Genomic DNA, 24,940 nt, shown 5'->3' with positions numbered 1-24,940 from the left:
GTTTTAAAGTCCGACATTGATACCAAGACTATAGTTACGTTGGAGTGGATAGTACCCTCCGTCGTTGATATTACTCGTAGGGGCGACTTCAGGATCAATATCTTTAATTCCGGAAATAGCCCAAAGATTAAGGACAGCTGCTGAAATGGACACATTGGCCAACCCTGTACCACGCAACCACTGGCTAGGTATAGCATAGGCCAGTTTTAAGTTTTTGAACCTAAGGTAATCTCCCTTTTGCATGTATAAAGTATTGGGCCGTTGACGAGGTGCATTATTGGTTGAATTAGAAATCCTTGGGTACCTCGCGTCTGTATTGTCAGGTCTCCAGCTGTTTTCATAACCATAATCGGTATATGTTCCCGGTACAAAATGGATCCTATTTCCTGCAGATCCCTGGAAAAAGGCATTCAAAGATAGTCCACCGTAACGAAATGTAAGATTTAAACCTCCTGCGTAGGGTGGTATATTCGTATCGTTATATACCTCCTGGTCATTAACATCGATGATGCCATCGCCATTCAAATCGGCAAACTTGATATCCCCAGGTCGCAATGTGCTATTCTTATTACCATCCTGTACGACAGCATAGGCATCTATTTCTTCTTGTGTCTGGAATATTCCCAAAGCCCTGTAAAAGCGGCTGCTCTGAATGCTATAGCCTTCCTTCTTAAGATACGGAGCTGTATTAACAGGTTCGCCATAATCGATTACTCTAGATTTGCTATACGTAAGGTTGAATGTGGACGTCAACGACATCTTCTCATTAAAATGCGTATTGTTAGTCAATGATATCTCATAGCCCGAGTAATTCTCTCTTGCGAAATTGAACATCGGTGCACCTATTCCAAATGTAGCTGGTATAGCTAGGTCTTTTGCTCTAGGTAGATTGCTCAGCTTTTTGTCATAAATATCAAATGTTCCTGATAGCATTCCTTTCCAAAGGGAAAAGTCCAAACCGACATTCCGCATCACACTACGGCCCCAAGTGACATCTCTATTAGGGATATTGGAGGTATTAAGAACAAATGATGGTTGATAAACTCCACCGAAAGCATAACCACCTCCTGCGTTAAGACCAGATGTAGCAATATTATAGGTGTAATAATAATTAAATGGTGATAAATTATCTACGCCGGTGAGACCAATGGATGTTCGTATTTTAAGATCCTGTACAAAGGTTAGGTTATCTTTTATAAACTCTTCCTCACTTAATCTCCAAGATAATGCCCCGCCAGAGAAAAATCCCCATCTATTCTTCTTTGGAAAATTGTCCGAGGCATCGGCACGCATAGCATACTCGAAAAGATACTTACCATTATAATCATAATTGACACGGGCAATCCCTCCCATTTTTCCTTGCTCCGTCTCTACTCCGCCGTTGCTTTGATTGAGCGTACGCCCTGAATTTATGGTTTCGAGATCACCTATTATACCATCACGGTATGCTTGAAGCGACATAGACTTGCCATAATAGTTAGTCCCCATAAGCATAATACCTAAACGATGAACGCCAATTTTCTTACTATAATCAAACCCTATGTCGGTATTAAAGAAACTGGCGTTTCCGATATTCTGCCGCAGGTTATTGGGCGTAAAACCACCCGTTTTGCGATATCCGGTAGCGGACTTTTCGTCTGGAACGTAAGTATCGTAATACTTCTGGAATGATTTGTAATCTGCCGAATTATAGTTTACACTGTTATTGACACGAAAAGTCAGCCCTTTAACAAAAGGAATATTATACTCGAAATTAGCTTGGACCGAAATATTGTTGGACCGGTTGGTCTGATAGCCTGATAGATCAGGTTGGGTATTGGCCCATTTGTTACCATAATCATTGGTAGCATACAGTGACCCATCTTTATTGTAAATAGGCGTAAGTGGTGGCGTAATAAGAATAGCACTAAAGATAGCATCTCCGGTCTGAATAAAGGCTCCATCGGTATTGGTTGTGCGGTATCCCATGTTCATCGCCAATTTCATATCTTTGGTGATACGTATATCTGTATTGGACTGCAGGGTATAGCGGTTATGGTCAAACGCCTTGACAATCCCTTTTTGCGTCGTAGCTGATCCATTTACATAATAACTCACTCCTTCTGTCCCACCACTTACACTCAATGAATTGGTATGCTGTAAAGCGTTGCGCTGCACGAGCGCATCATAAAAGTTGGTGTTGGGATATACCGTTGGATCCGAATTGTTCTTTATTTTTTCTAGCACTTCATCACTATAGGCGGGCTTCATCCCACTATTGACGTTGTACTCATTTTGTACCAATGCGTATTTATATGCTTCGAAAACTTTCGGGAATCTTCCGGGCTCGTCATATGAAAAATTGCTGTAGAGAGAGAACGACGGTTTGCCTATTTTTCCCCTTTTGGTATTGACCAATATTACCCCATGTGCACCCCTTGTTCCGTAAATCGCCGTAGCGGCATTATCCTTAAGCACAGATATAGACTCGACTTCGTCAGGATTAATATCATCTAGGGTCAATCCAGTCAATGATATACCTCCAGATGGATACGTTCCTAGATCTTGATAGCGCGGTACGCCATCTACAACGATCAACGGAGGATTCTTTGGATTATTTCCACGTATCATTATTGTGGGTCTATTCTTGCCGGGAGTACCTGAACCTGAAACGATCACTGCTCCATTTACTTTCCCTTGCAATGCATTCGCCAAGTTTACTTGATTTTCCTGCATGATCTCTTCACTGGACAGGGTAGACACAGCAGTCACGACATCACGTTTCTGCTGCTTGCCATAGCCTATAAGTACGACATCATCCAACTGACTCTCTCCCGCCTCTAAATAGAGCTGGATATTGGTTTTACCCTTTACATTTACTTCCTTGTACTTGTAGCCGATATGAGATATCATTATCAACTCATTTTCCTTAGGAACGCGTATCTTAAAATTTCCTGCCTTGTCTGTAAGTACTCCAAGACGGGTTCCTTTTACCAATATAGTAGCCCCAGCAACAGGCTTACCGTCCATATCGAGTACTGTCCCGGTAACATCATAGGAATCTTGCTCTCCTTCAACCGGTCTTGATAAAACAGGAGCATCAGGTTTGTCTTTAATCAGAATCATCTTATCCCTGATCTCATACGTCAATGGCAATCCTTCTAATGCTTCGTTCAACACCTTAGAAACAGAGGCTTCTAAAAAGTAAAAATTCCGGGCTGATATGCCTTCAATTTTACGCTCGGACCACACAACATCGTACCCCGTCTGTTTTCTGATCTCGTTGAAAAGCTGGCTTAACGTTACTTTATTCTTATTGTAGGTAATTTTCTGTGCATAAGTCGCTGCATTTACCTGAAACAGAGAGAGCAGGACAAGGAATACTGATAACTTCATTATTATCCATAATTTATATCTATACGGCCAGGCCGTACAAAAAAAACTCTTATTTTTTTTATACATTTGAGTTACTTTGGTTAGTTGAGAAAAATTGTTAAACGCAAGTTGAGTATTTACTTTCCGATCACTGAAGCGAGGGTGCCGCAAACACCTTCGCTTTTCTTCTGGAAGAAATACGATGAAGTAGTTATGTTTCCATTTTTATATCTTTCTATTGGTTAGTGTTAATAATTACTTTTTATATACCAGGACCTTCTTCCCTACAATTTTAAACTTGACATCGCCTGTAACCTCCAAAACATTAAGTGCGGTACGCAGGTCGGCCTTTCTAGAAAAACCACCACCATAGACCTCAAAATAAACATCGTCTGAGGCATATTCAACATCGACTTCATACCATCGAGAGATCTGTTTCATTACTTCTTTCAAAGGTTTCTTGTCAAACAAAAAATGTCCATCTTTCCAGGCTATGGTCTCTTCCGTATTCGCTTGTTGAATAACCTGCCGTAAACCGTCATTGGACAATACCTGGCCGGGCTTCAACTGTAAAAGCTTACCTTTGTCGGTTAGTACCTCTACTTTTCCCGTAATCAGCGTTGTGTAGTTGACCTCCTCTCCGGGATAGGCATTAACGTTGAAACTGGTACCTTTCACCGTGATAACCTGTCCATTCATATTGACCTTAAACGGTCTATTGCTTTCATGTGCTACTTCAAAATAAATTTCTCCGGACATATTGACTACACGGTCGGAAGATGAAAATTTAGGAGGAAAAGAGAGGGATGATTCTGCGTTTAGCCACACTTTGGTACCATCTGGCAATATGGCTTGGTACTGTCCTCCTCGAGGGGTTGACAGGGTGTACCGAGTCTGTCTCGACTCGGTCTCTGTCACAGACTCCCCGTCGGCATAGGTAATAATTCCGTCTTTAGTTATAATCTGTCCTTTTTTACCATCTAGATCAATAGCATTCCCTCCTTCTAAGGTTAAAATAGCTTTATCGGTACCAGGAGGAATATCATCGTCCTGCGCCATCTGCAGGCTGGTATCTGAGCGATCCGATCTAATGGAATAGAAATAAAGTCCAATACCGAGAAAAAACAGGATAGCCGCAGCATAAGAAATCCAAGATAGCTTACGGACTTTTGTAGGTTTTATCGTCCGACTTAAATGTTGTTCTACATTATCAGCAATATGGTCAACCAGCTCATTGTCCACACTATCATCAAATGACAATCGCTGTAATACCTCTGCTGTCATCGTCTTATCTAAATCGCCATTAACAATAGCTTCAAGAATAAGACTAAGGTCGGCTTCGGTGTACTCGTTGTCGAGATAACGCTGAAATACGGATTCTAAGTCTGTTCCTTCCATAGTTGCTTTTTATTATTAATACAATTGTACAATAAAAAGCAGTAGCTCTATCTTCAAAAAAAACACATCAAACTGATTATCAATCTATTTATTTTACAAAAATTCCTTCTTGTATACAGAAAAAGAGAACTAGCCATAGGATTTCCTTATCTACAATGAGATCTCGTATCTGCGCATTAGCCTTTTTTACATGATCGTTTACGGCATTTTCTGTTATCCCCAATCTTTGCGCAACCTCTTTATAGCTCAACTGCTCTAACTTACATAATGTATAAACCTCGCGACGACGCGAAGGAAGATAAGAAAGGATCTGCTGCAGTAATGCCTGATTTTCCTTTTTGCGGATATGATCATCTATCTGTACGTACACCTGTTCGTCGAATGGCTGAAGCATAGACCTCATTTTCTTATCATAATAGGCTTTACGCAAAGTATTCTTGGCCATATTATTTGCTATGACAAATAAATAGGCTCTGATAGAGCGATCTGTATCTATGTTTTCCCGATTGTCCCAAAGAGCGAGAAAAAGCTCCTGGACTAATTCTTCAACCAAAACAGGGGACTTCAACAACCGTAACATGGAGGTAACAATGGACCTCTTATACATGTTGTATAGCTCCTGAAAAGCGGCATGATCACCTCTTTTCAAATCTACCAGCAATTGTCTTTCTAATTGATCAGAAGCATTGGACGACATAATAGAATGATTGAGTGTTCAAATCTACAAAATTGAAAAGTTAAAAGAGAAGGCCATTATTTACAAAGCTGTTCTGTTTGACAATATCAATAAGAAGAGAAGACCTCATCTCAATCATCAGAGACCAGTAGGTAATCCGCCAGTGGTCGGACATGGTGATAGACAGAGATCTAGCCGAGGTTTATAATGTAGAAACTAAAGCACTGTACCAAGCTGTGAAAAGGAACATAGACAAGTTTCCTGAGGACTTTCGTTTCCAACTTACAACTGAAGAAAAAAATGAACTGGTCACAAATTGTGACCGGTTCGATATACTGAAACATTCAAGTGTCAACCCACAGGCTTTTAATGAACATGGAGTGCTTATGCTCGCTAACGTATTAAAAAGTGTTATCGCAACACAAATGAGTATAAGGCTTGTCAGAGCCTTTGTACAATTGCGTAAAGCCATAGCTACTAATACACAAGTGCAACTTGAAATACCTCAAATAAAATACAACGTGGAGCAAATCGCTAAGAAACAAAAAGGCCACGATCAGAATATCGAATTGCTCTTCGAATATATCTACCGCTTGCAGGAGAAGGAAGAAAGTCCACCTACAAAGCCAAACTCAAAAGGTGAAATCGGATTTAAGGTCGGAGGAAAGTAAAACAAAAAAGAAAACCGCCTCAAAATCTGAAACGGCTTCCATTGTGATACACCAAGGCCTAAATAGAATTAAAGCGACAAATCATTGTCTCTTACTTCTTGTATTTTTTGACGTAACAATTGCTTCATCTGTTCAACAGTAGTGGCGTATCTGGGTAGCTTTGCCAAATTTGTATACTGTTTGATATCGTACTCCATATCATACAGTTCAGCTCCATTTTCTGCATTTTCGCCATATTGTATATAAGCCCACTTGTGGTTACGAATAGAAAAAGCATTCCCTCCCTTACCAGCATTTTGACTGATTGAAAAAACAAAATCTCTCACCTTAAAAAGCGGATCATCCAAGGTTTTCACTAGGCTCTTTCCCTGGATATTGGACTGTGGTTTGATTCCCGCCAATTCGGTTAAGGTGGGATACAGATCCAGCAACTCTACAAAAGAATGGCACACTACACTTTTCTTGCCAGGAACCTTAATGATTAAGGGGACACGGACAGACTCTTCGTGGAGGCTCACTTTCATCCAAAAGTCATGCTCTCCCAAATGAAATCCATGATCGGACGTGAATACTACAATGGTATTTTTATCTAGTCCTTCCTCTTTTAGACAGGCTAAAATCTTTCCTACCTGTGCATCCATATAAGACACGGAGGCGTAATAAGCTGCTATTGCTTTCTTCTGCTGGTCTTCGGACATCTCAGCATTCTTGGTGGTCACGTAATTAATAGCATTAGCAGGCATATCGTCCCAGTCTCCCTGCACTTTTGGAGGTAACACCATCTCCTGATAGGGGAATCTATCAAAATATTCGCGAGGCGCAACAAAAGGTACATGCGGCCGCACTAATCCTACAGCTAGAAAAAATGGCTGTTTGCTTTTCGCTCTAATGATCTCTATTGCTTTCTGTGCTGTACGCCCGTCGGAATGTTCTAAGTCGCCGCCCTCTCCCTTGACGATAGTCATGACATTTCCGCCTTTCACGGGAAACTTTCCGTATGGATTATTTTGAACTAACTCGCCCTCGCCTCTAGCCATCCATTCGGGTCCCTGACTATTATATCGTTGTGTCCATGATAACGAATCGTCAGCTCCGTCAGAGCCCGATTCAATATCTCCCGGGATGCCCATATGAAAGATTTTACTGACGCGTGCAGTATAATATCCGCTTTCTTTAAACAACTGGGGTAATGATTTTTTATCTGGGCCGACCTTTTCACGACCGCTGGTATAGCCATATACTCCTGTGGCAGTAGGATAATACCCAAATAGCAAAGATGCTCGAGAAGGGCCACAGACTGGATATTGGCTATAGGCTCGTGTATATTGCGCGCCTTCTTCCGATAGTCTCGCTATATTGGGACTGTAGGATAGCGAATTCTCATAGGAAGATACAGCCGCAGCGGTGAGATCATCAGAAATAACAAACAGTACATTCATTTTTTCCTTTTTCTGTGCCACGACTGTATATGAAAATACAGTTAACAAAATGCACAATGTCGATAAGCTTCTTTTTATATTCATCTGAATCAGCTATTTATTTCTGCTTCTGTTTATCTAGCAGATCACTTAGTTCCTTGACTTTCTCCGGATATTGTTCGACCAGATTATCCTGCTCGAAAATATCTTCTGCTAAGTTATACAATTCGTGAGACTGTTTTCTATGAGCGGGAATATATCCTCGGCTAGCGTCACAGTGTTTGCAGTACGCCATAAATCATCGGTTATAATAGGAGATGAATCTCTTGTATAGCTATTGTCTGTATAAAAGAATCGTAACCTTTATGTTGCTTTCCTATGCAGGCATAAGATTGGCACACACTTTGCAATAGGACTAGTATTCATAATTTAGGTTAATAATTGGTTAGTTAAAAATACCTGAAGCTCCCCGCTTCAGGTATTTTTTTATAGTAGATTGATGGAGATATAATAAGACAAAAAAGCCGTCCCAACTCTGAAACGGCTCTCGTAATATTATATTTTCTCTATATTAAACTCTAAATGGCTGAGGAGGCAACAAGATTCGACTTTATATTACGACGCAATTATATTACTGTAAAGACGAATTCATCTAGGCTTGTATATTACTATTTTATGGAAGAGTAGCTAAAAGCTCCTTAGCAGGAACTTCCTTAATCTCACCATCTATCTTTACGACCAAGCTCTCACCTTTGGCTGCGCTTTCTTCAGCTAACTTTCGAAGTGCCTTTTGTACGCCCTCGCGAATTTTTTCAGTCCAATCGGCTTTACTATTTTTTAAATCTTCATTTACCATAGTATTCTGCTTTTAATCTAGACCAAAGTTCGTTATTTACAATTGATTCTCCAAATTCGTTTTGTTTGGCTATAATCTCTGGAACCAAATCCATATTATCTAAAACCATCCAATAATCACATATTGGAAGATAGAGATTAAATAGATTTGTCAATCCTCTATGGTACCGTCGCTCAACGACATTATCTGGAATGTGGTGACCTCCTCGCTCTACACGCTTTTTGACGCGTTGCATCGCCAAAGCAGGAGAATCTAACCAAAAATATAACAGTGTGACAGTATAACCTTTCTTCTGGGCGTCGAGAATAAGATTTCGATAGCTCTTTGTTGACAGGGTAGTCTCAAATGCAAAATCGGCTCCCTCTTTTATCAACTCATGGATTCGCTCCAGCATAATACGTCCTGCCGATAAAGCAACACTCTCTGGATTAAATGGGGATATCCCTGCCGCGATATTATCTGCATTGACAAACTCTTTACAGTTAAGAATTTCGGGTAATACAGTATAACTAGCAGTAGTTTTGCCAGCACCATTACAACCGGATATAACGTAGATATTAGGCATACATAGTTTTCATTTTACACAAGATAATCAATAAACTCTTAAAACACACATTCACTCTTCCGCTAGTGCGAGCTTTCAGCTCGTGCCTTTCCAAAAAGAAGAGGTAGCTTCTCCTCGTACTTCAAACCTATCTAAAAGAAAAAAGCGGAATTAAGACAATAACTCATAAACCAATTCCTACGGAATTCATGTTCCAACTCACCAAAAATGAATGGCGTGAGCTTATCACATTCTGTGACAACCTCCCTGATGGGATTAAATACAGCCCTGCAAGTCCTTTCGCATTTCTAGATCAGGGGATCGAAAACAAAAAAATAGCGAGGAACGAAAAAAATTAATCTTGCCAAAACTTTATCTATCTAAACTTGTTATTCAATCCCTAAGAAATTCATTTTTAGGTATTAAGAGTGTTTTAAAAATGAAAAAGTTAATTTTATCAGTAGCACTAATTTCCTGGATTGGATATAGTGCTTCGGCTCAAGAACAAAAAAAGGAACACAAAAAAGAGGAACACCATGTGCAAAAGGAACACAACATGCAACATTGGTGCTGGAAAGATGGAAAAATAGTGGAAATGAAAGATGGTAAATCGATGCACATGACCAAAGAAACCAAAGTTGGCGATGTTTGGATACACCCCAACGGCGAGGTGGTGATGAAAGACAAGAAAGTAGTGAAGTTGCAGGCAGACCAGTATCTCGACCATAACGGTACAATCCATCAGATGATGAAACCTCAGGAAATCAAAAAGATGCCTTCCAAGAAATAAGGAAAAATTATAAATAGACTGAACACTAGTGTCGGTTAAAACTTAGGTCCCCATAGAAAACCTAGTGGTTATAACAGCAGGATAATGGGAGATGAATCTCTTGCATAGCAATTGTCAGTACAAAAGAATCGTAACCTTTATGTTATTTTACTATGCCAACATAAGACTGGCACATCCTTTGCGGTAGTATTCGTATTCATAATTTAGGTTAATAATTGGTTAGTTAAAAATACCTGAAGCTCCCCGCTTCAGGTATTTTTTTGTAAAATATGAATACCATTATTTAAAAAGCTGACAACACATAGATTATATTTGCAGTACCCTCTGAGTTTAATTGGTTATATCAGTTATTATAGCTGCACCTCCTTTGTAATATAGAATTTCTATTGCTAATTTTATCCATTATGACGCTTCAAAGTATCTTATCACAATTTCAATTTTACTTAGATCAAGAAATTGAAACTAGAAAACAAAAGCTGCCTTATGCTTGTTGTCTCTCCACAATCGGTATAGATGGTTTTCCAAATTCAAGATTTGTATCTCTAAAAGAAATTACCAACGAACAGTTTATTATTTCGGGCACACTATCAGCAAGGAAAGGAGAAGAACTGGCACAAAACAATAAAGCAGCTTTAACCTTTTGGCTTCCTGAAACCCAAGTGCAAATCAGAATTCAGGGAGAAACACACAGAATTGAAGATTCGATAGCTGATACCTATTTTAAGCAAAGAAATATCGAAAGTCAAATAGTTTCTATAGTAAGTGATCAAGGAAAATTTCTTCGTAATCCAGAAATTCTAAATACAAAATATGACTCCTATACGCAATATTTAGAATCTCAAACATCACTGCCTCGCCCAGGTAATTGGGGAGCTTTTGGAATTGCTCCGATACGGATTGAATTTTTAATTTTCAAAGAAACCCGTTTTCACGATAGAATACTGTATCAAAAAGAAAGTGATATATGGACCAAGATTCTTCTACAACCTTAAACTGATATCTTTTAGATCTGTCAGTCATTTAAAATGAATTGGCCCAAATTCTAGCATTATCAAAAAGCATACAATAGATGCCTAGATACGCTGCATCGTAGTCCCTATTCTTCCTCTTTTATGAGCTGTATGCAGAATTCTTTGCATTAACAATATGATTGAGATGATGTTGACAATGCCAAGCATAAATACCAATATTAGTTTGTAAACTAATTTCTTCTTTCGTTTCAGGATGTATAAACGTTCTCTGTAGGTCTTTGATAGATAGACTCTTTAACAAAACTACCCAACGCTGATGTATTCCTTTAATAATAGCTAATGAACTATCTATTGGCATATCTTGTGCATCTATTAATTCGGCCCACATGGCTTCGTTATAAGGCTTTATAGTTGGTTTTTCTTCTGTTAATGCTAATTTAAATCGCACAAAACTATTAATATGACTATCGGCACAATGATGTACTACTTGCCTGATTGTCCATCCTCCTGGCCTGTACCTATTATTTAACGCTTGATAGGAAAGACTTTTTACTTCCTTCTGTATTAGATCAGGAAAGGCTTCTAATATTGCAATCCACTCCTTTAGATCAACTACCGTAATTACTTCTGGTCTTACAAATCTGCCTATTGGGTATTTTAATTTTTCAACATCTTCCATCATAAACAATGTGTTTTCGTAATGTACTCATTTAGTTCAGTTTATTGCTAGTAAATACTAAAGTTCATTTTTTAGTTGCAATACCCTTTGGTAGAAAGACTGTTCTACTAATTTGTTTTCAGCTTCGTTAATGGCCTGTAAAAGATTATTTTGATTGTCGGATATTTCTCCAAGAACAAGGGACATCGTTTCCCACACCGGTTTCATTTTTGTGACTAACTTCTGCCCTTCTTTTGTTAAGTGATAGTTTTTTTTACGTTCATCTTGGCTGTCTTTTTTCCAGGCAACTAATTTCAAATTCTCAATCTCTTTCAATAAAGTAATTGTAGAAGGATGAGTATATCCAATTTCATTGGCAATTTCCATAACATTAACGTTTTCTTTTTTATAGATAGTATAAATTACAGGAAACCATTTAAGCTCAAAATCTATGTCAAATTCTTTATAAATCAGAGCTCCATCTTTTCTTATTTGTTCACTTAAACGGTGCATTCTAGAAGAAAGAGCTAAAATCCCGGCTTGATTTAATACATTCATATTTATTTAATGTTTAAATGATAGAAAAGATTATCTGCATTCATTAATGGAAAAGAAACAGGAAGTTCTTCTTTATTGATTATTGTGAAATTGTTTCGTTCGTAAAAACGTTGTGCCGCCTTGAAAACATCGATTGTACCTAAATAAAGATCTGTAATATTATGAGCCGAAGAAAATGAAATTAGTTCGTTTAGCAATTCTTGAGCTATCCCTAATTCTTTGCCACGAAAGGATTCTTTAACGAACATCTTTCTGACAGCTCCATTGCTATTTCCAAAATTTGCTAAGGCAATAGTTCCCACTAGTTCATTTTCTATAAATGCACCCCAGAAATTTCCTCCTTTTTGCATATAGTAATCTTCAATTTCGAAAAGATCTGGTTGATCATTTATTGTTATTGATGTCCTGAACTCATTTTGCTGTATCTCTATTATCAGATTGATTGCTTGTGTTGAATAAGAATTATCAATAGACTTTATTTTTAGTGGTTTCATAAAAAATGAATTATAAATAGCGTACAAATGTATAACAATATACGTATTTAACTACGTAGTTTTTATTTACATTTGTTGATAAACATTTCTTATCGACTAGTGTTGATGTATAAAGAGGAGGAATAAAAATCGGATTTAATGTCGGAGGAAAATAAATATGAATGAATATCAAAAATACTTAGAGCAGTTTAAACAGGATCTGCAGCGTTTATCCGAACAAACTATTAGCGATATACGCGACATTCTGATGGATAAAAGCATCGTGTATCAATACAAAAGAACAAATGAGGATATTGTAGTTTATCTCTTCGAATATGATTTTGAACTACTCGATTTAACCTTCTATGGACTGGACAAAAACTTAAGTCAATATACTGAGCATATTTCCATTCCAAGCAAATTTCCGGAGAAAGATTGGAAAACAATCACACGCAATTCTATCTACAGTTTTGAAAGCGAAAAGACGATGAAGCGGTATGATGATAATGTTGATCAGGATGAATCCCGCTTATACGACAGTTATTTTGACGAAAAGAACGAAGCCTTTGAAAATTGGTTTTTTGATTGCTGGAAAGAAGCGAGCCAAGGCATCGAGCTTCAAAAAGGGATGTATTTTTCTATTCATGATACGGGAGATCGAATCGACCTATCCACAATGACCGAAGTGAGCGAAGAGGAAATTGTAAGGAGATTGGAATGAATTTCCTGCATAGCTTATTGTCTGTATAAAAGAATTGTAACCTTTATGTTGTTTTACTATGCAAACATAGGATTGGCACGCACTTTGCAATAGGATTAGTATTCATAATTTAGGTTAATAATTGGTTAGTTAAAATACCTGAAGCTCCCCGCTTCAGGTATTTTTTGTATTGATTATGCCTATGCTCACTATGCCTAAACTGTATTGAATGAAAGGGATTCAATTTAAGGATTAATCTGCGCTACATTTTTCATAGAACTGTCCGCTTTTATAGTAGCATTCAAATACATCCGGCAAAGGTGCTCTTTCGAAAGGCATGCGTTGGCTTATGTTATCACTTGTCAAGTTTTGGATTAGATCCAAAAGTGTATCTCCTATTTTTCGAAAACCAGTACCTCCAAAATCGGTGATGTATATGTCAAACTCATTCTCCACGCCCGATTCTATATCCCAGAACAGATAGTACCCATTATCACTGGCAGCAAATGGGACCAACCTTTTCAATAGCGCTACGGAACCGTCTGGCCCTAGGTCAAACCAGATATCATTGTCCAATAAATCTTGATAATAAGTCGACCTGATGGCAGGGCTGCGAACTTCCCATGAGTCTCCATAGCTGCCCATAGGTATGTAAATGTGAAACTGCCCCATCAGCAGACCGTATCCCAATGAACGAACAAACGTCTTATAGGATTCAGGAAAAGATTCTCCATTGGAAAACCGATAGGTCTCGAGAAAGGTACGATCACCGAATTCTGTAGGTTGTCCAACTATTTTTAAATTAAATACGTTCATATGCTATGCTAATCGATGAGCTATCTTGCCGCTGCCCTATTATATCTAGTAGTATGATAAACATCTATCATAAAACTACAAAAAATGAATTGTTTTCTGCGATACAACTAGGTTGTATACAAGATCATATTTTAAACCGCTATTTTAAAGCAAGTAAAGAGTCTATATTTTTTTCCTTAATTTAGCCAAACAGTCAATCGTAGCGCGATACAGTGGAAAAGCGCACGTAACAGAAACCATTAGAGAAAAAACAAACCGATCCACCAGCTGGCGGATTATACAATAAATGCGAAGCATTCATGAGTTCCATCGAGAAAACAATTAAATGCACGAATAGTTATTTACATATGAACTGGGAAGAGATTAAATCAGACAGCCAAAAAGTATATCCAGCAAGTAGCATCACTCTTTTTATGATGGATACTGAAAGTGGAAAACCTGCGACTCATTGGGTTGATAAAGCTTATAAAAACTACGCCTTTAAAGAGGAATGCATGTTCAACTGTTATGTTAGTATTGATTTGACAGATGAATTTAATGCGCAAAAGAAGGATCTTGATTTTGCTGATATTGAAGAATATTTCACCACAAAACTTAGAGAAGTTGGTATTTGTCATATTGTTGCCCGGATTACAACAGACATCGGACTAAACCTGGAATTGTATGTTGATAATGTAGAAAATTCAATTGATAAATTCAACGAAATCGAAGATGATCCAAACAGGTTGGTTAATTTTAATTGCGAAATCCGTGACGATGCGGATTGGGAAAATGTAGAAGGACTTCTAAATTAAATGTCTTATGACCAGATTGCTTCACGACGACTACGGTATATCCTTAGATACATATTGTGAAAGCTAACTATTCTTTGACACTGTAAACATTCTAATTAGTAATATTGGCATGTTATGTTGTACGCTACCGATGCGAACTTTTGGATCATATTTCATTCATAAACAAAAGATCAATATGAAAATAATATCTGTACGAGAAAATCCGGAATATAAAGATGTGGCCATCCAATATTTTCAAGGCAGCTGGCCTGAGGTGGCTCCCATCATTTATCAGGATTGTATCGCAAACTGTATCGATGCTGCACAATCACTACCGCAATGGTATCTACTCGAAAAAGATAGCGAGATAATCGGCTGTACGGGGTTAATTACAAACGATTTCATAAGCCGTATGGACCTATACCCATGGCTCTGTGCATTGTTCATCAATGAAGAACATAGAGGGAATAACTACGGTAATATCCTCATTGAGCATATAAAATCAGATACAAAGCGATTTGGCTTTGCCCATCTATATCTTAGTACTGAGCATATCGGATATTATGAGAAACTCGGCTTTGAATACATCGCACAAGGTTATCACCCATGGGGCGACGAATCTAGAATCTATCAGGTATTGGTATAATGGACTAGCTTTTACTCTTTATCTTGATATTATTATCATGCAAAGATGAATTTAAATATAAACTACAGGCCGGCTCTTGACAGTGATAAAAGCTTTCTATTAGAGCTGAGATCCAAAACTATGGATCCTCATCTAACAGCCACTTCCCTACCTGTATCCCAGGAAGCACACCTGCACCGGATAAATTATAAGTTTGACCAGGCCTATATAATTGAACTGGACAAGGTGGCTATCGGGCTTCTTAAAGCTGACCGTAAGATCGATAATATAGAAATTATACAGATTCAGATCGATCCGGAGTATCAAAATAAAGGTATTGGCGGATCGGTCTTACAAGCCATCCTCCAGGAGGCAAGCGCATCAAACAGATCGGTATCGCTTAGTGTTCTAAAAGTGAACAGGGCACAGGAGCTCTATATAAGCCTAGGCTTTAAAACTGTAGCTGAGGATGAGTCTTCTTACTTCATGAAGTACGGCTCTGCTAATATGAGCTTTTAGTTGGTGTCTTTAACCAGCAATATACGATACAAAAAAGCCGTCCCAAATCTGAAACGGCTTGCTGATATTTTGTTCCTTTCTTGTTTATTTTATCTTTTTTAAGGTATAGATGCGCTGAATTTTAATAACACTCCCCTCATCAGTATAAATGAATACTAGATTTTTTGTGGATGGATCTATATAAAACTCGTATTCCTTGGGATTCGAATCAATATCATAATCATCATTGTGATTATGCTCCTCAATCTTCTTTAAATGCGCTGGTACCACGTTAAGGTAAACTTTATTCTGATCGATCCTATAGTTGTGCGGATGGTCTAAACGGGAGAAACTTTCTCTATAATAACATATTCCATTCGATGCAAACCTATAACTGTAATAGTCGTATTCGTCATCCTCTTTAACAGTTTCCTCACCATGTCCAGACACTATCTCACGTAGATGTATAGTCTGCCATGTACCTAATAAAGGATTGTTTGTAGTCTGTGCCTGACTAGAAAGTAGAAAAAAGATCCCAATGAATGTAGATAATAAATGTTTCATACGTTGTTACGATTTAAATGTTTTATGACTTCGTGTACTTTCCACGACTAAGTGGGAATGAATTGCAAAAATAGTTTGTAATTGGTTCCCGGCGACTTTTCGTATGGGTAGTACTCGGGTAGCAATTAGGTGGTAATCGGGTAGTCCGGAAGAGAGGACGAACTGTATTGGATGAAAGATGTTGAAATCGAGGAACACTGAAATTGATTTGAGGAAACCTATATTTTCGTAATTAAGATAGTCCTGACTTGAATTAATCGTCATTTAGCCTTAAATTAGAAACTACGCTAATCGTTTACAGAGCTATGCAAACAAATAAATCAAATACTACAAGATTTTCAGATCGGGTATCTGACTACGTGAAATACAGACCTCACTATCCTAAAGAGATTATCGAAAAACTGTCTCAGACAATAGGCCTAGAAAGTAACTTTATCGTAGCGGATATCGGGAGCGGAACCGGACTGTCTTCTCAACGATTTGTAGAGGCCGGGAATCTGGTATACGCGGTGGAGCCTAATTTAGAAATGCGACAGGCTAGCGAAGCTTTTTTTGATGGTAATAAGAATTTTAAACCTATAAATGGTACAGCAGAGGGAACTACCTTAGAAGATCAGTCCATAGATTTAATCTTCTGTGGACAAGCATACCATTGGTTCGATTTCGAAAAGGCGAAGAAGGAGTTTCTCCGAATTTTAAAGCCCGAAGGAACCATTGTGTTGGCATGGAATGAAAGAAGTATACACGATCCTTTTCAGCAGGAATACGAGCGTCTAATGAGAAACTTAATACCAGAGTATGCTAAGGTGACGCAAAAAAATATAAACGTAGATGAGATTCGTTCTTTTTTAGCACCCAAGGTAATGCAATTGATTGAATTGGACAATCAGCAGATTTTCAATCTAGCAGAACTAAAGGGAAGGCTCCGCTCCTCTTCTTACGCTCCAAAAGAAGGGGACAAAAACTATGATTTGGTAATGAGTGCACTAGAACAACTCTTTGACAGCTATCAAGAGAATGGGAAAGTGATCTTTAAATATGACACGATGCTCTATGTAGGTCGGTAAATACATAGTAAAATGTACTTCGAAAACAGCGAATCGTTTATAGGTAGGAAAATTTTATTTAGTGATTAGGCCGTATATTAGTGCGCCTAATCAACAGGAGAGGTCCAAACTGGATTTCTCTTCGTACATCCGACTATTAAAATAGGTTTAAAACATGATTACTAAAGAACTCTTAGAGAAAAAGCAAATAAACATTTATATCATGACGCTTCTAATAGCGGTCTTGGTAGGCCTGAACTGGAACGGCAGTACGTCTCTGCAGGTTACTATAGAACCCATAATCGCTGTGCTTTTATATAGTATGTTCTGCCAGATTCCCTTTTTAGAAATCAAGAAATCTTTTACAAGTCCTTCTTTCTTTAAGGCTCTTTTACTGGGCAACTTTGTATTGATCCCGCTACTGGTCGGGCTGATAATCTTACTTTTCAATTTGGATACACTATCGAGTATAGGGGTGCTATTGGTTCTATTGACGCCCTGTATTGATTATGTGATCGTATTTACACATCTCGGCAAAGGGGATTCTAATTCGGTATTAGCTGCGACTCCATTACTCTTTGTCTTTCAAGTACTACTCCTGCCAGTATTCTTGTGGCTTTTTGTAGGCCATGAATCTATAACGATATTTGAGGTAACACCGTTTATAAAGACTTTCTTATATCTGATTCTATTACCATTTACTTTTGCATTGATTACTCAATGGATGTCTAAATCGACGCGTCTAGGCAAAACAGCTATAAATATCTCAGCTTGGTTACCGGTTCCATTTATGGCGTTAACTTTTTTTGTGGTCATCGCCTCGCAAATTGAAACCTTATGGACAAAACCTGAACCTATCGTCAAGGTATTACCTGTTTATATATTGTTTGCCATAATAGCTCCATTTATTGGCTTTCTTTCTTCCAAAATATTCAGATTAGAAGCGTATCAAGCAAGAGCTGTTGTATTTTCATCTAGTACCCGAAACTCGCTGGTGGTACTGCCTCTAGCACTCTCGCTTCCCTCTCCCGACAATCAATTAGTCGCGGTGGTGATTGTCACACAGACAATAGTTGAGATTCTATTTGAACTGATATACATAAGAGTCGTACCAAAACTCATTAAGGGATAATGAGTTTTATTCTCCTTGGGATATGATATTCCATTTTGCAAATAAGTTCATTCCCAATCTCTTTGCTAATGCTGTAGAAGAATAATTCTCTAACTGACATCGATATTGAGGATGATATCCGGCTAGCAATGCTGCCTTACAGAGTGCGTTCACAACACGGTGAGCATATCCTTTTCCCCGAAATTCAGTCAAGGTTAGCACTCCTAAATCTGCTATTTTAAAATCGTCATCCCAAGGATACATACTAGCTACAGCAACTAGCTTATCACCCTCAAAAGCACCAAACACCATCCAATGCTGCAATGAAACGGAAGCACCCTCTAGGTCTTGCGTGGTTGCCGCAGATTCAAATTTGGTAAATAAAGTTGCATCTTCCTCTCGAAGAGCCCGTACTTCTGGTACAACCTTCCACTCCTTAAGCGCTAGTTCACTATCCTCAGAAAAATAAAAAAGGCAATCAGCACCATGCAGTTTTATGCCTCGAGTATTCAGCAATTGAATGATATCATCAAAATCAATATGGTCTAGCCATCCATTATTTATCTCAGTCCAGACATCATTATCGACAACAATATGATTCCCCCCATCCTGAAATTCTAATGTCATCATCCTCTCATCGTGTTCTAGGTCTTCTCTTAATGTAATTCTGAAGTTGTCTCTTTTATAAATAATAGTTCCTGAAAACTGTGCATCCCAGTATTCCTTGATAACGGGATGAAATATTAAAGCTGTTGTCATTTTTGAAGAGTATTTAGCTTACTATCTGTGATTAAAGATACATTATTGATTAGTTAAGAATACCTGAAGCTCCTCGCTTCAGGTAATCTTATTGACTGTAATAATTGTCCTCTTATCTTAATTCAACATCAAATCGCTGTGAAAGCACATCTCTGATTTTTTGCTGTATCCTATTGATCTCTTCATTGGACAAGGTACGTTCTGCTGAGCGATAGGCAATCCGATAAGAGAGTGATGTTCGCCCTTCTTTTTGGTATCTGTCCTGCAAAACAACGGCTTCGATAAGGTCTGTCCCTTATTCTCTGATAATCTCACAAAAATCATTGTACATTGACCATCCTCCCTCTCTGTTGTCCCTATAATTATTAACCCAGAATGATATATCCTTATAAACGGGTGGATATTTGGAATACTCCCGAAATGGAACCAGACCTGCTTTGAATTGATTGATAAAACGCTCGTCTGTGGTCCACAGGTAGCGGATATCTGGAATATCGCAGTAGGATAACACTAGACGATCTAAGCCGAGACCCAAAGCCCAGCCTGTAGCATCGATACTGCAATTTTTTAGGATTGTAGGATGAACTACTCCTGCTCCGAGAACCTCCATCCATTCCTGATCCTGATCAACTTCGATCTGTATGGATGGATCCGTGAATGGGAAATAATCGTCTAAGAATCTGTACGCCTTGCCCGGATAGAGATACCTGATCAGTCCAGATAGGGTCTCCTTTAAGTCAGCTAAGGCATCTGTGCCCTTGGGCAGTATCTTAACTACTTCCATCTGATGGAAGACAGGATAATGTGTACGGTCTATGGTATCTTTTCGATAGACATCCCCCGTAACAATAAACTGCTTATGCCCCTGCTTCAATAGTTCGTTCTGGTGGGCCGAAGTCTGGGTACGTAAGACATGATCAGAGTCCAGATAGTAGGTATCACTAGCTGATCGGGCAGGATGATCCTCGGGCAAGAGCAACTCATCAAAGTTTTTTTTGGTGCTCACAACTTCGGACAGGTGATCAAAAGTGGTGAAGTCATGAAAATAAGATTGTATTTTATGCTTTAACTGACAGACTGGATGTTGTTCATTGTTGTGTAATTTGAGACTACGTTTCTCGTTTATAGTCTTGGGGATATTATTCATATCTATTATTGTATCGCACTCTACGGCAATCCTGTCGTAGGGCATGTTATTAAAAAAATCGTAAAGTAAAATGTTATGTTGGTATCCGTACGTAACGGACATAGTAGTTTATCTCGGCCCTGGGGGGCCAAAAAAGAAAAAGAAGAAGAATAATGTACTAATGCTACAATTCACTACTAAAACGTACTATTATCGCTTTGAAAAGACCTTCTAAACCGTATGGAAAGCTATCCCTTCAATATTAACTAATTACAATATTAGGGATTTCTTATCAAAAAGAACATGCAGTCAAAAGGAATAAATGTGCCTTTTGTAATATCGAACACGATGAAACAGCAGAATTGTATACCGCAAAAGCTAAATATCATATATAAAGGAATATTGTTTTATAATGATTAAAAAGAATCATCGACGTGCTGGACGAGAACAGACTGCCCTACTTGATATATAAACTAGAAAAAGCCGTTCCGAATTATTCTTCAGAACGGCTTTTATCATATTAGACTATGTGTGTATATTAATTTCTATTGATACCATGATAATGTGCTCTATTCAGCATCCAGGCCATCATATTTCCAAATACAATACTGTTGGCTATTGTAAAACCGCCGTTCACATTTGTCCCTGGAGTACCATAAGCTGGTGAACCGTTAACTGCAGATTGTCCATACGGTGCAAGTGCCGGGAATTTGGTTGCTGGATTGAATCTGAAAGGATCTTCTGTAAAACTGGTAACGGCAGTTACCTTCTCATTCAAATAAAACCCACCATCTCCCACAAAAAAGAAACTTTTGGTCTTATGCCTAAAAAAGACCATTCCTGGTTTAGACGGAGCTGTCTTGTTCTGTGCGTGATTGCTATACACTATGGCATTAGGCCCATTGTATCCAGTCACATACGATGTCCCAATCCTATCCTGCCCTAAATGATAGGGTCTAGCGTCACCAAAAGGACCGTTCAGGATGTCCAAGTCGGCTTCTCCCGCAGGTGTATCTGTAAACTTGTAGACGCCATAAGACTCCACATTCCGTTCCAATGAAACCGGCGACCCCATGATATTCCCTATACCTCTCCCGGCATAAGAACCTTCAAGATTAGCATCATCATGTGTGTACAGTACATTTCCACCTCTGTCTATATATTGTTTAACAAGATCCCAACAAGCATCATCTAAATAGTTGTACCAACTTGCTACTATTAAAACATCAGGATAAGTAGCTGGATTAGTCATCAATGCTTTGAATCTATTCCATCCCGTAGAAGAAGATGTTGCTTCTGTAGCTGTAGTTGGCGCATCGATGGTAAGACTTGTAATCCCCACATACTTACTATTAGGACCAAAATTTGCTGGTTCTCTCAAGAATGCACCAGCAGCTGTAGCCGGAGCCAGACGATAACCATTGCTTGCATTATTATTACTAAAAGGTAGAATACGCATCGTCGGAAGCCTAAAAACGATATCCAAAGTCCCTTGAAGGATATAACCAGTTTTAACCCAAGGGTCAGTCCCAAATGTAAAGTAGCCTCCACCGTCAGTTATAGTTCGGTCTACAGTACTGGTATACTGAATCTTCATACTATTAATCCATAGGCCATAAGAGGCTATATTTTGATCAGATGTATAACAACGTGCTACTTGCCTAGTTACCCCCTCAACCGTCTCAGGGGCAAAATCTAAAGTCGAAACATTTGCAGGGACTGTTGTCCCTGCCTTCTTCTCTCCGGCAAGGAGATCAAAAGCAGAGGTTTTTATTAAATTTGGATCACCAATCTGCCCGTCAACACTTAAGACAGATCTAAATCCAGAACCATCTTTGACCACGACTCTGAGCTGTGTCAATTGATGCTTAAAAGTAATAGCTAATATATTACTTGGCGCTGTAGGTGTAATCTCTCCTTTGGCGTACAATAATGTTGTAGCGGTGGGGGTCATCACTTCTGGATTACTCGGATTAGGAGCTGGTATTGCATCACTCGTATTGTAGGAATAAGCACGCCATTTGTAAGTGGTACCTGATGTAACTGATATACGCTGTGCTTGCCCTGCTGTCACTTCTACGGAAGATACAAGAACATTGGACATGGTATAGACTAAAAGTCGATATTTAATACCAGGATCCATGGGCGTTGATTTTGTAGCGTAAACATCTTTCTTTAAAGCGAAGCCCTCCTTGTCAGGCTCCACCTCCGATTTAGAAATAAAGGTGACATCATCTTTTGTCACCGTACTCGGTTGCGCTTCCTCGTCCGTAGGCAGTAACACATAATTGCTGCGAGCAGATGATTTCGTATTGGGCATCGTGACATCGCTATCAACCCCCTCTACCTTCACAATCAAATCTATAGTCTCACCTACAGCCTCTTCTTTAGTTTTTGAACAACTCGTTATCAGAGCGATAGACACGAGCAATAAAAGGATATTAAAATAAAATGTTCCCCTGAACAGATTCTTGCGTATAATTAATAATGTTCTCATAGTCTAATCTTAATCAACAATCCATTGTTGTTTATTCTCCAATAAATTCTCTTCTTCTATCTGGGGCATACTGGTGGTTCCCCCAGTAACGATAGAAGATGCTGCGATACTCTCTTCCAATTCAACTTTAAAAACCTCTATGGTAGGCGTTTTATAAACTTTTTTCATAGATATATATTTATTCGTGTATTATTTTTATCGCTTCCCTGTCCTTCTCCATACACCGCATCACATGTAATCTGATCGATCGGCCTGCGTTTTACCAGATTGTGAACATTATGTTACGACTATCCGGATCAGACCCATCCTGCACTAAAAAGCGTTGCGTAATGGCAACAGTAGATGTAATAGAAAAGAAATATTTCCTCAATAATTCAATCACTAATGCGCAATAATAAAAATTAATAACAATAAGTTAGGAAAAAGCGTATACTCAAAATTACTCAGTGCATCACACGAACTTTTTTTTGCAAACAGGATATCCAGTATAACCCTCAATAAAATCGCTTAATCAAAAATATTACAATGTATTTTTTGGTCAGGAAAACTATTAATCGTAATATTGCGATATAAAAAGAAATAACATGGGAGTAACAAAAAAGGATCACTTTACAGAACAGCAAAATAAAATATCCGCTATAGCAAAAGCACTGGGACACCCTGCCCGAGTGGCGATAATAGAATATCTATTAAGGGTCAATACCTGCATCTGCAGTGATATTGTAGATGAACTGCCCCTAGCCCAGTCTACTATATCGCAGCATCTCAAAGAACTGAAAAATGCGGGGCTGATCAAGGGTAATATAGAAGGTACTTCTATCTGTTACTGTATTGATGAAAGTACATTTGCAGTATTAAAACAATACTTTGCAAATATTATTCTATCTGTGAATGATCAAAAATGCTGCTAAGCCAGAATTCTACTCCCTTTTTTTAAACTCAAACATCGTAATATAACGATATATAAATTTTAAAACGCTATGAAATTATCAGAAATCAAGCAAATCCTAACGACATTAGACCATGTCGAATTCCAACTGGAAGATGGATCTTTTGTTCCTGAACACTTCCATGTGACTGAAGTCGGTCAGATCAACAAACATTTTATCGACTGTGGTGGTGTGACGAGAACAGAAAACACGGTTAACTTCCAATTATGGAATGCGGATGACTATGAACACCGGTTAAAGCCTGGGAAGTTATTGCATATTATTGAACTGTCGGAAAAAACTCTTCATATCGGAGATCATGAGATTGAAGTGGAATACCAAAGTGGTACCATTGGAAAATATGGTCTAGCATTTAACGGCAAGCATTTTATACTGACGGCCAAAACAACGGCCTGCCTGGCGGAAGATGCCTGCGGTATTCCAAGTCGCCTTACTGTAGTCGAATCGAAATCCAATGCCTGCACGCCTGGCTCTGGTTGTTGTTAATAGGGATTGATATGTATTCAAAACTCAAAGATACTATTTCGTTCATTCAGAAATCTGAGGTCAACCCGGAGCGTATTCCCATCCTACGGCCCTTGGTTGAATACATTCAGCACCGTGTAGCGCAGCGGATGGATGTCAACATCAATTTTATATGTACCCACAATTCGCGGCGCAGCCACCTGTGTCAGGTATGGGCACAGATAGCAGTAGCATACTATGCGATACCAAATGTCTATTGCTACTCTGGCGGCACAGAAGTAACTGCTCTTTTCCCTAAAATAGTAGAGAGCTTACAGTCGACGGGGATTGAAGTGGATAAAATAGCTGATGGTAGCAATCCGATCTATGCACTAAAATACGACAGAAACGCTCCCCCAATAATTGGGTTTTCAAAGACGTATGATGCCGCATTCAACCCACAATCTGATTTTGCCGCTGTAATGACCTGTTCCCAGGCTGACGGAGGTTGTCCTTTTATCCTCGGTGCAGAAAAAAGGATACCGATTACCTATGAGGACCCTAAGTCGTCGGACGGTACATCGGTACAGAACGAGGTGTATGCAGCAAGAAGCCTAGCCATTGCCACCGAGATGTTTTTCATTTTTTCACAGATTAAATAAGA

At 38.7% G+C, this 24,940-nt stretch carries 29 protein-coding genes; 12 read left to right on the top strand and 17 right to left on the bottom strand.

All coding sequences use genetic code 11. The annotated features are described in order from the left end of the window. Positions 1-3: 3 nt before the first annotated feature. The 3 genes from CLV99_RS08965 to CLV99_RS08955 form a co-directional block, all read right to left on the bottom strand. Complete coding sequence (locus tag CLV99_RS08965; protein WP_162850077.1) at positions 4-3,375, bottom strand: SusC/RagA family TonB-linked outer membrane protein; 3,372 nt, start codon at positions 3,373-3,375, stop codon at positions 4-6. A gap of 234 nt (positions 3,376-3,609) precedes the next feature. Beyond that, a complete protein-coding gene (locus tag CLV99_RS08960) occupies positions 3,610-4,752 on the bottom strand; it encodes a FecR family protein (protein ID WP_133584172.1) in 1,143 nt (380 codons plus the stop codon). A gap of 88 nt (positions 4,753-4,840) precedes the next feature. Beyond that, positions 4,841-5,449: an RNA polymerase sigma factor gene (locus CLV99_RS08955; protein WP_133584171.1), complete on the bottom strand. Its 609-nt coding sequence runs from the start codon at positions 5,447-5,449 to the stop codon at positions 4,841-4,843. A gap of 152 nt (positions 5,450-5,601) precedes the next feature. Between CLV99_RS08955 and CLV99_RS08950 the strand changes: the two genes are divergently transcribed. Continuing rightward, complete coding sequence (locus tag CLV99_RS08950) at positions 5,602-6,099, top strand: ORF6N domain-containing protein (RefSeq protein WP_133584170.1); 498 nt, start codon at positions 5,602-5,604, stop codon at positions 6,097-6,099. A gap of 68 nt (positions 6,100-6,167) precedes the next feature. Here CLV99_RS08950 and CLV99_RS08945 read toward each other — a convergent pair whose 3' ends face one another. The 4 genes from CLV99_RS08945 to CLV99_RS08935 form a co-directional block, all read right to left on the bottom strand. Further along, positions 6,168-7,622: a sulfatase gene (locus CLV99_RS08945; protein ID WP_133584169.1), complete on the bottom strand. Its 1,455-nt coding sequence runs from the start codon at positions 7,620-7,622 to the stop codon at positions 6,168-6,170. A 13-nt stretch (positions 7,623-7,635) separates the two neighbouring features. After that, on the bottom strand, positions 7,636-7,812 hold the full coding sequence (locus tag CLV99_RS23210) for a hypothetical protein (RefSeq protein WP_162850076.1): 177 nt from the start codon (positions 7,810-7,812) through the stop codon (positions 7,636-7,638). A gap of 378 nt (positions 7,813-8,190) precedes the next feature. Next, complete coding sequence (locus CLV99_RS08940) at positions 8,191-8,373, bottom strand: hypothetical protein (protein WP_133584168.1); 183 nt, start codon at positions 8,371-8,373, stop codon at positions 8,191-8,193. Continuing rightward, positions 8,363-8,938: a zeta toxin family protein gene (locus CLV99_RS08935; RefSeq protein ID WP_133584167.1), complete on the bottom strand. Its 576-nt coding sequence runs from the start codon at positions 8,936-8,938 to the stop codon at positions 8,363-8,365. Before CLV99_RS08935 ends, CLV99_RS08940 begins: the two co-directional genes overlap by 11 nt. 418 nt (positions 8,939-9,356) lie before the next feature. On the opposite strand from CLV99_RS08935, the gene CLV99_RS08930 reads away from it, so the two are divergent. Continuing rightward, positions 9,357-9,707 carry a DUF6799 domain-containing protein gene (locus CLV99_RS08930; RefSeq protein WP_133584166.1) on the top strand — a complete coding sequence of 117 codons (351 nt, stop codon included), beginning with the start codon at positions 9,357-9,359 and terminating at the stop codon, positions 9,705-9,707. Positions 9,708-10,111: 404 nt separating this feature from the next. Beyond that, complete coding sequence (locus CLV99_RS08925) at positions 10,112-10,699, top strand: pyridoxine/pyridoxamine 5'-phosphate oxidase (protein WP_133584165.1); 588 nt, start codon at positions 10,112-10,114, stop codon at positions 10,697-10,699. Between the two features lie 118 nt (positions 10,700-10,817). Here CLV99_RS08925 and CLV99_RS08920 read toward each other — a convergent pair whose 3' ends face one another. The 3 genes from CLV99_RS08920 to CLV99_RS08910 are packed head-to-tail and all read right to left on the bottom strand — an operon-like array spanning position 10,818 to position 12,388. Continuing rightward, complete coding sequence (locus tag CLV99_RS08920; protein WP_133584164.1) at positions 10,818-11,360, bottom strand: YfiT family bacillithiol transferase; 543 nt, start codon at positions 11,358-11,360, stop codon at positions 10,818-10,820. A 54-nt stretch (positions 11,361-11,414) separates the two neighbouring features. Beyond that, positions 11,415-11,894 (bottom strand): MarR family winged helix-turn-helix transcriptional regulator, encoded by a 480-nt coding sequence (locus tag CLV99_RS08915; RefSeq protein ID WP_133584163.1) that lies wholly within the window; start codon positions 11,892-11,894, stop codon positions 11,415-11,417. Between the two features lie 2 nt (positions 11,895-11,896). Continuing rightward, a complete protein-coding gene (locus tag CLV99_RS08910) occupies positions 11,897-12,388 on the bottom strand; it encodes a GNAT family N-acetyltransferase (protein ID WP_133584162.1) in 492 nt (163 codons plus the stop codon). A 157-nt stretch (positions 12,389-12,545) separates the two neighbouring features. On the opposite strand from CLV99_RS08910, the gene CLV99_RS08905 reads away from it, so the two are divergent. Further along, the gene (locus CLV99_RS08905) at positions 12,546-13,088 is read left to right on the top strand and encodes a hypothetical protein (protein ID WP_133584161.1); all 543 of its coding nucleotides are present in this window, start codon (positions 12,546-12,548) and stop codon (positions 13,086-13,088) included. Positions 13,089-13,319: 231 nt separating this feature from the next. Here the strand turns inward: CLV99_RS08905 and CLV99_RS08900 are convergent, their stop codons facing one another. Then, positions 13,320-13,883: an SMI1/KNR4 family protein gene (locus tag CLV99_RS08900; protein ID WP_133584160.1), complete on the bottom strand. Its 564-nt coding sequence runs from the start codon at positions 13,881-13,883 to the stop codon at positions 13,320-13,322. Between the two features lie 347 nt (positions 13,884-14,230). Here CLV99_RS08900 and CLV99_RS08895 point away from each other — a divergent pair, with 347 nt between their 5' ends. The 3 genes from CLV99_RS08895 to CLV99_RS08885 all read left to right on the top strand — a co-directional run bounded on the left by CLV99_RS08895 (position 14,231) and on the right by CLV99_RS08885 (position 15,800). Continuing rightward, the gene (locus tag CLV99_RS08895) at positions 14,231-14,677 is read left to right on the top strand and encodes a DUF695 domain-containing protein (RefSeq protein ID WP_133584159.1); all 447 of its coding nucleotides are present in this window, start codon (positions 14,231-14,233) and stop codon (positions 14,675-14,677) included. A 175-nt stretch (positions 14,678-14,852) separates the two neighbouring features. Next, positions 14,853-15,302 (top strand): GNAT family N-acetyltransferase, encoded by a 450-nt coding sequence (locus CLV99_RS08890; protein ID WP_133584158.1) that lies wholly within the window; start codon positions 14,853-14,855, stop codon positions 15,300-15,302. Between the two features lie 120 nt (positions 15,303-15,422). Then, positions 15,423-15,800, top strand: a complete 378-nt coding sequence (locus CLV99_RS08885; RefSeq protein ID WP_211348480.1) for a GNAT family N-acetyltransferase — start codon at positions 15,423-15,425, stop codon at positions 15,798-15,800. Positions 15,801-15,884: 84 nt separating this feature from the next. Here CLV99_RS08885 and CLV99_RS08880 read toward each other — a convergent pair whose 3' ends face one another. After that, entirely contained in the window at positions 15,885-16,343 is a 459-nt protein-coding gene (locus tag CLV99_RS08880; protein WP_133584156.1) for a hypothetical protein, read from the bottom strand. Positions 16,344-16,648: 305 nt separating this feature from the next. On the opposite strand from CLV99_RS08880, the gene CLV99_RS08875 reads away from it, so the two are divergent. Beyond that, positions 16,649-17,410: a class I SAM-dependent methyltransferase gene (locus CLV99_RS08875; RefSeq protein WP_133584155.1), complete on the top strand. Its 762-nt coding sequence runs from the start codon at positions 16,649-16,651 to the stop codon at positions 17,408-17,410. Between the two features lie 202 nt (positions 17,411-17,612). After that, on the top strand, positions 17,613-18,521 hold the full coding sequence (locus tag CLV99_RS08870) for an arsenic resistance protein (protein ID WP_211348477.1): 909 nt from the start codon (positions 17,613-17,615) through the stop codon (positions 18,519-18,521). 6 nt (positions 18,522-18,527) lie between these two features. Here CLV99_RS08870 and CLV99_RS08865 read toward each other — a convergent pair whose 3' ends face one another. The 5 genes from CLV99_RS08865 to CLV99_RS23205 all read right to left on the bottom strand — a co-directional run bounded on the left by CLV99_RS08865 (position 18,528) and on the right by CLV99_RS23205 (position 23,050). After that, entirely contained in the window at positions 18,528-19,259 is a 732-nt protein-coding gene (locus CLV99_RS08865) for a GNAT family N-acetyltransferase (protein WP_133584153.1), read from the bottom strand. A gap of 112 nt (positions 19,260-19,371) precedes the next feature. Beyond that, positions 19,372-19,542, bottom strand: coding sequence for a phenylalanine--tRNA ligase subunit beta-related protein (locus CLV99_RS08860; protein WP_133584152.1), 171 nt, complete (start codon positions 19,540-19,542; stop codon positions 19,372-19,374). A 12-nt stretch (positions 19,543-19,554) separates the two neighbouring features. Beyond that, positions 19,555-20,406: a tRNA ligase subunit PheS family protein gene (locus CLV99_RS08855; protein WP_211348475.1), complete on the bottom strand. Its 852-nt coding sequence runs from the start codon at positions 20,404-20,406 to the stop codon at positions 19,555-19,557. A gap of 517 nt (positions 20,407-20,923) precedes the next feature. Then, positions 20,924-22,882 carry a fimbrillin family protein gene (locus tag CLV99_RS08850; RefSeq protein ID WP_133584150.1) on the bottom strand — a complete coding sequence of 653 codons (1,959 nt, stop codon included), beginning with the start codon at positions 22,880-22,882 and terminating at the stop codon, positions 20,924-20,926. Between the two features lie 9 nt (positions 22,883-22,891). After that, positions 22,892-23,050: a hypothetical protein gene (locus CLV99_RS23205; protein ID WP_162850074.1), complete on the bottom strand. Its 159-nt coding sequence runs from the start codon at positions 23,048-23,050 to the stop codon at positions 22,892-22,894. Positions 23,051-23,466: 416 nt separating this feature from the next. Here CLV99_RS23205 and CLV99_RS08845 point away from each other — a divergent pair, with 416 nt between their 5' ends. From CLV99_RS08845 to CLV99_RS08835, 3 genes are all read left to right on the top strand, one after another. After that, a complete protein-coding gene (locus CLV99_RS08845; RefSeq protein ID WP_133584149.1) occupies positions 23,467-23,793 on the top strand; it encodes an ArsR/SmtB family transcription factor in 327 nt (108 codons plus the stop codon). A gap of 69 nt (positions 23,794-23,862) precedes the next feature. Continuing rightward, positions 23,863-24,318 carry a DUF6428 family protein gene (locus tag CLV99_RS08840; protein ID WP_133584148.1) on the top strand — a complete coding sequence of 152 codons (456 nt, stop codon included), beginning with the start codon at positions 23,863-23,865 and terminating at the stop codon, positions 24,316-24,318. Between the two features lie 11 nt (positions 24,319-24,329). Further along, positions 24,330-24,938: an arsenate-mycothiol transferase ArsC gene (locus CLV99_RS08835; protein WP_133584147.1), complete on the top strand. Its 609-nt coding sequence runs from the start codon at positions 24,330-24,332 to the stop codon at positions 24,936-24,938. Positions 24,939-24,940: the final 2 nt, after the last annotated feature.

It is taken from the genome of Sphingobacterium yanglingense (assembly GCF_004363245.1).
GTDB classification, from domain to species: Bacteria; Bacteroidota; Bacteroidia; order Sphingobacteriales; family Sphingobacteriaceae; genus Sphingobacterium; species Sphingobacterium yanglingense.
Note: the sequence above shows the minus strand (reverse complement) of the source record. Positions and strands in the feature narration are given on the sequence as shown.